The following is a 6,000-nucleotide window of genomic DNA, read 5'->3' as shown; positions in this document are numbered from 1 at the left end:
GGCGTTCCGCACGCCGTCGTGCGGATCGCGTAAAAAAAGCCCGAGGAACAGGCGCTCGACTTCCGCGTCGGGGCCGGTGCAGTTCTTGAAAGCGGCGAGGGCCGCGAGACGCACCAGCGGATCGGTATCGCCCAGAGCCCGAACCAGGGCGGCGCGCGCGGGCGGGCCGGGGACGCCGACGTCCCGGATGCAGTAGACCGCCATGCGGCGCTGCGTTGCCGTTCCGTCGCGGCTGAGCGCGACCAGGTTTGCGGCGATCGCCGGGTGGCTCTTTCCCAGCCGGATCAACAGGAGCGCGACCGCCCAGCGGATGTCGGGCTCGGGATGGCCGAGTGCCTCGAGCAGGGCTTCGACTGCCGCGGGCGCGGGCGGAGCGACGTGGCCGAGGACGTAGGCGAGAGCCCACCGGTGCTTGCGCCGCGGATCGGAGAGAAGCTCCCGAAGAAGCGGGACGAGCCCGGGGCTCCGGCCGGCGAGCGCGATCAAGCCGTCGACGCCGCGCCGGATCACCATCTTGTCTTCACACTCGAGGGCCGCCAGATGCCCGGCGATCGCTTCGTCCCGCTCCATCATGGCAGCCCGTTCTCCCGCCGGCTCCCGCGGGCTTCAGATCTCGAGGAACTGCGGGCAGTCGGTCAGATTGCGGCTGCCCGTCGCGGTGACGAGCGCCACGTCCTCGAGCCGCACGCCGCCGATCCCCCGATAGTAGAGACCCGGCTCGACCGTCACCACGTGCCCCTTCTTGAGCACGGCTTCGACCGGAGCGATGCGGGGCGGCTCGTGAATGTCGAGACCGAGGCCGTGCCCGGTTCCGTGGAAAAAGCCCTGCATCCGCCCGTTGATTTTGCCCGTGCGAAACCCCCTCCGTTCGAACAGATCGACGATCCGCCGGTGGATCTCCCGCCCGTCGGCGCCGTCGCGGATCAGCTCGAAGCCGAGCCGCTGGCCGTCCTGCACGGCGGCGTAGATCTCCTTGAGGCGGTCCGAGGCGCGCCCGCGCACCACGGTCCGGCTGAGATCGCCGTAGTAGCCGGTCTTCTGCGAGCGCGGAAAGATGTCGAAGATGATGGACGTGTGCGCCCTGATCGGCCCGCTGCCTTCGTGGTGCGGGTCGCAGCACTGGTCGCCCGAGGAAATGATGGTGTGGCTGGGGACCCAGCCCCGCGCCATCATGGCGGTGTTCACGATGCTCTTCAGGGTTTCCGAGGTCAGGCGGGCGCCGTTGAGGTAGAGGTAGCGGTCGCGGCCGATGCGGCTGCGGCGCAACGCGCGCAGGCCGGCTTCGAGCCCGAGCACCGCGATGCGCAGCGATTCCTCGATGTGCCGGACCTCGGCCGGGCTCTTGATCTCGCGCTCGGCGAAGAACGGATCCTTTCGGATCTGGACGCTGAAACCCTTGGCCCGCAGCTGGTCCGAGAGCAGCGCCGGAAAATTGGCGGGAACGATCACCGCGCGGATCCCGCGCTCCCGGAGCACCAGATCGAGGACGTCGATCAGCGCGGGGGCGCTTTTCCCCGCGCGCCGCAGCCTGCGCTGGTAAGCCGAGAGCGACAGGACGCGGTCGACGCGCGCCTGCTTCTTGGCGCGGTCGATCTCGAGGTCGCTCATGACGACGTACTTCCGCTTGCGGTGCTGGAAGAAGATGAAGGGGTCGGGCGCGAAGAACCCGGAGGCGTAGAGCATGTTGGCGTCGCTCTCGCTCGCGGCAACGATCAGGAGGGCCTGGTGGGCGGCGAGCGGGCGCGTCGGCGCCGGAGAAGAGGGTTGTCGGGAGCCTTCGGGTCGTCCCATCGCTTGCGATCGCGGTCGTCGGCGGAAGCTTCAAGCTAACAATTTCACGCGGCCGCCGCAACCGGCCGCATCGCCGGCCGCGAATCGCAGGTCGCCGAACCGCGGCTCCCGATTCCGGTTCACGTCCGGCCAGGGACGCGATCCGGGCGGCTGTCCGGGGGCGGTTCGGCGGCTCGAATGAAGATGCTTTTTCCGTCGAGCCGCGACTGCGGCGGGGCGAATTCTGTTGACACCCGGGGGGACTTTGTTATGATGCCCGCACCCAAGATCCCACGCGCGTCTACTTCGACCTCAAGGAATTTTTCTGCATGACGGCTACGAGCAACCTCGAGAAATTGCGCGAACTCAACGATCGGGCGGAAGCCGGCGGCGGCGAAGAGCGCGCCCGGCGCCAGCACGAGCAGGGAAAGCTGCTGGCGCGCGAGCGGATCGACATCCTGCTCGACAGCGGCAGCTTCGTCGAGCTGGACCGGCTCCGCATGCACGGCTGCACCGACTTCGACATGGACCGGCAGAAATTTCCCGGCGACGCGGTGGTTACCGGGTACGGCGCGGTGGACGGCCGCCTGGTGTACGTCTACTCCCAGGACTTCACGGTCTTCGGCGGGAGCCTGAGCGGCGTCGTCGCGGAGAAGATCTGCAAGGTCATGGATCTGGCGATGAAGAACGGCGCGCCGATCATCGGCATCAACGATTCCGGCGGCGCCCGCATCCAGGAAGGCGTCGTCAGCCTCGCCGGCTACGGCGAGATCTTCCGGCGCAACGTGCTGGCGTCCGGGGTGGTGCCGCAGATCTCGGCGATCATGGGGCCGTGCGCCGGCGGCGCGGTCTATTCGCCCGCGATCACCGACTTCATCTTCATGGTCAAGACCAACAGCTATATGTTCATCACCGGGCCCGACGTCATCAAGACCGTCACGCACGAGGAGGTGACCAAGGAAGAGCTCGGCGGCGCGGACACGCACACGGTCAAGAGCGGCGTGGCGCATTTCGCCTCGAACACCGAGAAAGACTGCCTGTTGATGATCCGCGAGCTGATCCGGTTCCTGCCGGGGAACAACCAGGAGGATCCGCCGTTCGTCCCCACCACCGACGATCCGCTGCGGCGCGACCGCAGGCTGCGCGACCTGGTTCCCGACAATCCCAACCGGCCTTACGACATGAAGGAGCTCGTGAAGGCTGTGATCGACGAGGGCTACTTCTATGAGGTTCAGGCCGACTTCGCGCCGAACATCCTGGTCGGCTTCGCGCGGCTCGGCGGGCGCTCGGTCGGGATCGTCGCCAATCAGCCGGCGAATCTCGCGGGGTGCCTCGACATCAACGCGTCGGTCAAGGCGGCGCGCTTCATCCGTTTCTGCGACTGCTTCAACATCCCGATCGTCACCTTCGTCGACGTTCCGGGTTTCCTGCCCGGGACCTCGCAGGAGTACGACGGCATCATCCGCCACGGCGCCAAGCTGCTCTACGCCTACGCGGAGGCGACGGTGCCCAAGGTGACGGTGGTGACGCGCAAGGCGTACGGCGGCGGCTACATCGTGATGTCGAGCAAGCACCTCCGCGGCGACATCAATCTCGCCTACCCGACCGCCGAGATCGCGGTCATGGGGCCCGAAGGCGCGATCAACATCGTTTTCCGCGACGCGCTCCGGAAGGCGGCCGATCCCTCCAAGGCTCGCGACGAGCTGGTGCGCCAGTACCGCGACAAGTTCGCCAATCCTTTCAAATCGGCGGAGCACGGCTACATCGACGCGGTGATCTACCCGGAGGACACGCGGCCGATGCTCATCCGCTCGCTGGAGATGCTGCGGAACAAGCAGGAGCACAATCCGCCGAAGAAGCACGGCAACATTCCGCTTTGAGCAAAGATGGGTACGCGGCAACGGGGATGCGCGGCCGCGTGCCGCGCGGGCGGGAGCCGGCGGGGTGCGCCGCGAGCGACGTCGCCGCGCTCAGGCGCGGAGGGCGATGTTTAAGCGAATCCTGATCGCCAATCGCGGCGAGATCGCGGTGCGGATCGCGCGCGCCTGCCGCGAGCTGGACATCGAGACCGTCGCGGTTTACTCCGAAGCGGACCGCGAGTCGCTTCACGTCAAGTACGCGGACTACGCCTATCCGATCGGTCCGGCCCCGTCCACGCAGAGCTATCTCTGCATCGACAGGATTCTCGAGGTCGCCAGGAAGAGCCGCGCGGAAGCGGTTCATCCGGGCTACGGCTTTCTCGCGGAGAACGCCGAGTTCGCCCGCCGCTGCACGAAGGAGGGGATCGTCTTCATCGGCCCGTCGCCCGACGTCATCGAGCAGATGGGCGACAAGGTCAAGGCGCGCCAGGCGATGAAGGCCGCCGGCGTTCCCGTCGTGCCGGGGTCCGACGGCATCCTGAATTCCGAGGACGAGGTGGTGAAGGCCGCCGAGGCGACGGGCTACCCCTTCATGCTCAAAGCGGTGGCCGGAGGGGGCGGCAAGGGGCTCAGGCTGGTGCGGTCGCGCCGCGAGGTCTCCTCGGCCTATCGCGCGGTGCGTTCCGAGGCCGCCGCATCGTTCGGCGATCCCCGTCTCTACGTGGAAAAATACATACAGCGGCCGCGCCACATCGAAATCCAGATTCTCGCCGATCGCTACGGGCGGGTGATCCATCTCTACGACCGCGAGTGCTCCATCCAGAGACGACACCAGAAGGTCATCGAGGAGTGCCCGGCGCCGGGGCTGGACGACCGCACGCGCCGGCGGATCGGCCGGATCGCGATCCAGGGGGCGCGGGCGGTGGGCTACGTCGGCGCCGGGACGCTGGAGTTCCTGCTGGACCAGGACAGGAATTTCTACTTCCTGGAGATGAACACGCGGCTGCAGGTCGAGCACGCGGTGACGGAGCGGGTGGTGGGCATCGACATGGTCAAGGCCCAGATCGAGATCGCCAGCGGCGGCTACCTGCCGTGGCGCCAGCGGCACATCACGCAGACCGGCCACGCGATCGAGTGCCGGATCTACGCCGAGGACGCGGAGGCGGATTTCATGCCCTGTCCCGGAAAGATCGAAGGGCTGCGCCTGCCCGAGGGCCTCGGCGTGCGCAACGACTGCGGCGTTTACGAGGGGGCCGAGGTCTCCATCTACTATGATCCGATGATCGCCAAGCTGATCATCTGGGGCGAGAACCGGATCGAGGCGATTCTGCGGATGCGGCGCGCCCTGCGCGAGTATCAGGTGCGGGGCATCAAGACCAATATCGCCTTTCACCAGTGGATCCTGCGCCACCCGCGCTTCATGTCGGGCGACTTCAACACGGGCTTCATCGACGAGGAATACCGTTCGGCGAGCAAGGAGGAGGTCTATCCGCACAAGGAAATCGCCCTCGCCTCGGCGGCCATCGCCGCCCTGCACCGCGAGCACGAGCTGGCGCTGGGGCTGCTGGCGAAAGGAGCGTCGCAGCCCTCGAGGTGGCGGGAGCAGGGGAAGCGGACGGCGCTCCGATCGCTGCCGGCCTTTCCGGGCCGCGGCTGGAGGCGTCGATAATCACATGGGGGGTCCAGTCCCTGATTTCTGGTTTTTGTTCTTCCCGGTCTTCGGCCCCCGGTCTGCCGCTTCGCGGTCCGGCTTGAACGGCTTGAACGGTTTGAACAGCTTGAACGGCTTGAACGATCTTTATTGTTGAACCGGCCACCATGGCTTACATCGCGAAGCTCGCGGATCAGACGTACACCGTCGAGATCGAGGAAATCGGGAAATCCGTCTACCGGATCGCCGTCGACGGCAACGAGTTTCTCGTGGACGGCAAGAAGACCGGGCGCACCAACTACTCGCTGATCGTCGACAACCGCTCGTTCGAGGTCGAGGTCGACAACACGGAGGACGAGTACCGCGTTCTGGTGGACGGGCGCACCTACCGGGTCCACCTCGTCGACGAGCGGCGCGTGCGCCTGGGCGATTCGCAGTCCGGGATCCAGCCGCAGGGGCGCCAGCAGGTGTCGGTCCCGATGCCGGGTAAGGTGATCGCCGTCCTTGTCGGCGAGGGCGAGGCGGTGGAAAAGGGGCAGGGGCTGGTCATCGTCGAGGCGATGAAGATGGAAAACGAGGTGCGCAGCCCGATCGCGGGCGAGATCAAGGAGATCCGGGTGAAGGCGGGCGACACAGTGGAAGCGGGAGCCGTGCTCGTGGTCGTGGAATGACGCGCTCCGGGCGGAAATTCGTGCCGTGGTTTATTGTCACGCGCGAGCT

Annotated in this window: 5 protein-coding genes; 3 read left to right on the top strand and 2 right to left on the bottom strand. The window is 66.9% G+C overall.

Translation table 11 applies throughout. From position 1 onward, the window contains the following. On the bottom strand, positions 1 to 573 hold a 573-nt coding region (locus VNN77_05550), incomplete at its 3' end, for a HEAT repeat domain-containing protein (protein HXG50859.1). A 33-nt stretch (positions 574 to 606) separates the two neighbouring features. After that, on the bottom strand, positions 607 to 1,791 hold the full coding sequence (locus tag VNN77_05545) for a Xaa-Pro peptidase family protein (protein HXG50858.1): 1,185 nt from the start codon (positions 1,789 to 1,791) through the stop codon (positions 607 to 609). A 308-nt stretch (positions 1,792 to 2,099) separates the two neighbouring features. On the opposite strand from VNN77_05545, the gene VNN77_05540 reads away from it, so the two are divergent. The 3 genes from VNN77_05540 (at position 2,100) to VNN77_05530 (ending at position 5,951) form a co-directional block, all read left to right on the top strand. Continuing rightward, complete coding sequence (locus tag VNN77_05540; GenBank protein HXG50857.1) at positions 2,100 to 3,650, top strand: acyl-CoA carboxylase subunit beta; 1,551 nt, start codon at positions 2,100 to 2,102, stop codon at positions 3,648 to 3,650. 106 nt (positions 3,651 to 3,756) lie between these two features. Then, positions 3,757 to 5,298, top strand: a complete 1,542-nt coding sequence (gene accC / locus VNN77_05535; GenBank protein ID HXG50856.1) for an acetyl-CoA carboxylase biotin carboxylase subunit — start codon at positions 3,757 to 3,759, stop codon at positions 5,296 to 5,298. Positions 5,299 to 5,447: 149 nt separating this feature from the next. Continuing rightward, positions 5,448 to 5,951: a biotin/lipoyl-containing protein gene (locus tag VNN77_05530; GenBank protein ID HXG50855.1), complete on the top strand. Its 504-nt coding sequence runs from the start codon at positions 5,448 to 5,450 to the stop codon at positions 5,949 to 5,951. Positions 5,952 to 6,000: the final 49 nt, after the last annotated feature.

The organism is Candidatus Zixiibacteriota bacterium (genome assembly GCA_035574315.1).
In the GTDB taxonomy this organism is placed as follows: Bacteria; Desulfobacterota; Binatia; order UBA9968; family UBA9968; genus DATLYW01.
This window is presented reverse-complemented; position numbering and strand designations above follow the sequence as displayed.

Coding starts and splice junctions, on each gene's coding strand:
- VNN77_05530 (HXG50855.1), top strand. CDS start 5,448: ATGGCTTACATCGCGAAGCTCGCGGATCAGACGTACACCGTCGAGATC.
- accC (HXG50856.1), top strand. CDS start 3,757: ATGTTTAAGCGAATCCTGATCGCCAATCGCGGCGAGATCGCGGTGCGG.
- VNN77_05545 (HXG50858.1), bottom strand. CDS start 1,791: ATGGGACGACCCGAAGGCTCCCGACAACCCTCTTCTCCGGCGCCGACG.
- VNN77_05540 (HXG50857.1), top strand. CDS start 2,100: ATGACGGCTACGAGCAACCTCGAGAAATTGCGCGAACTCAACGATCGG.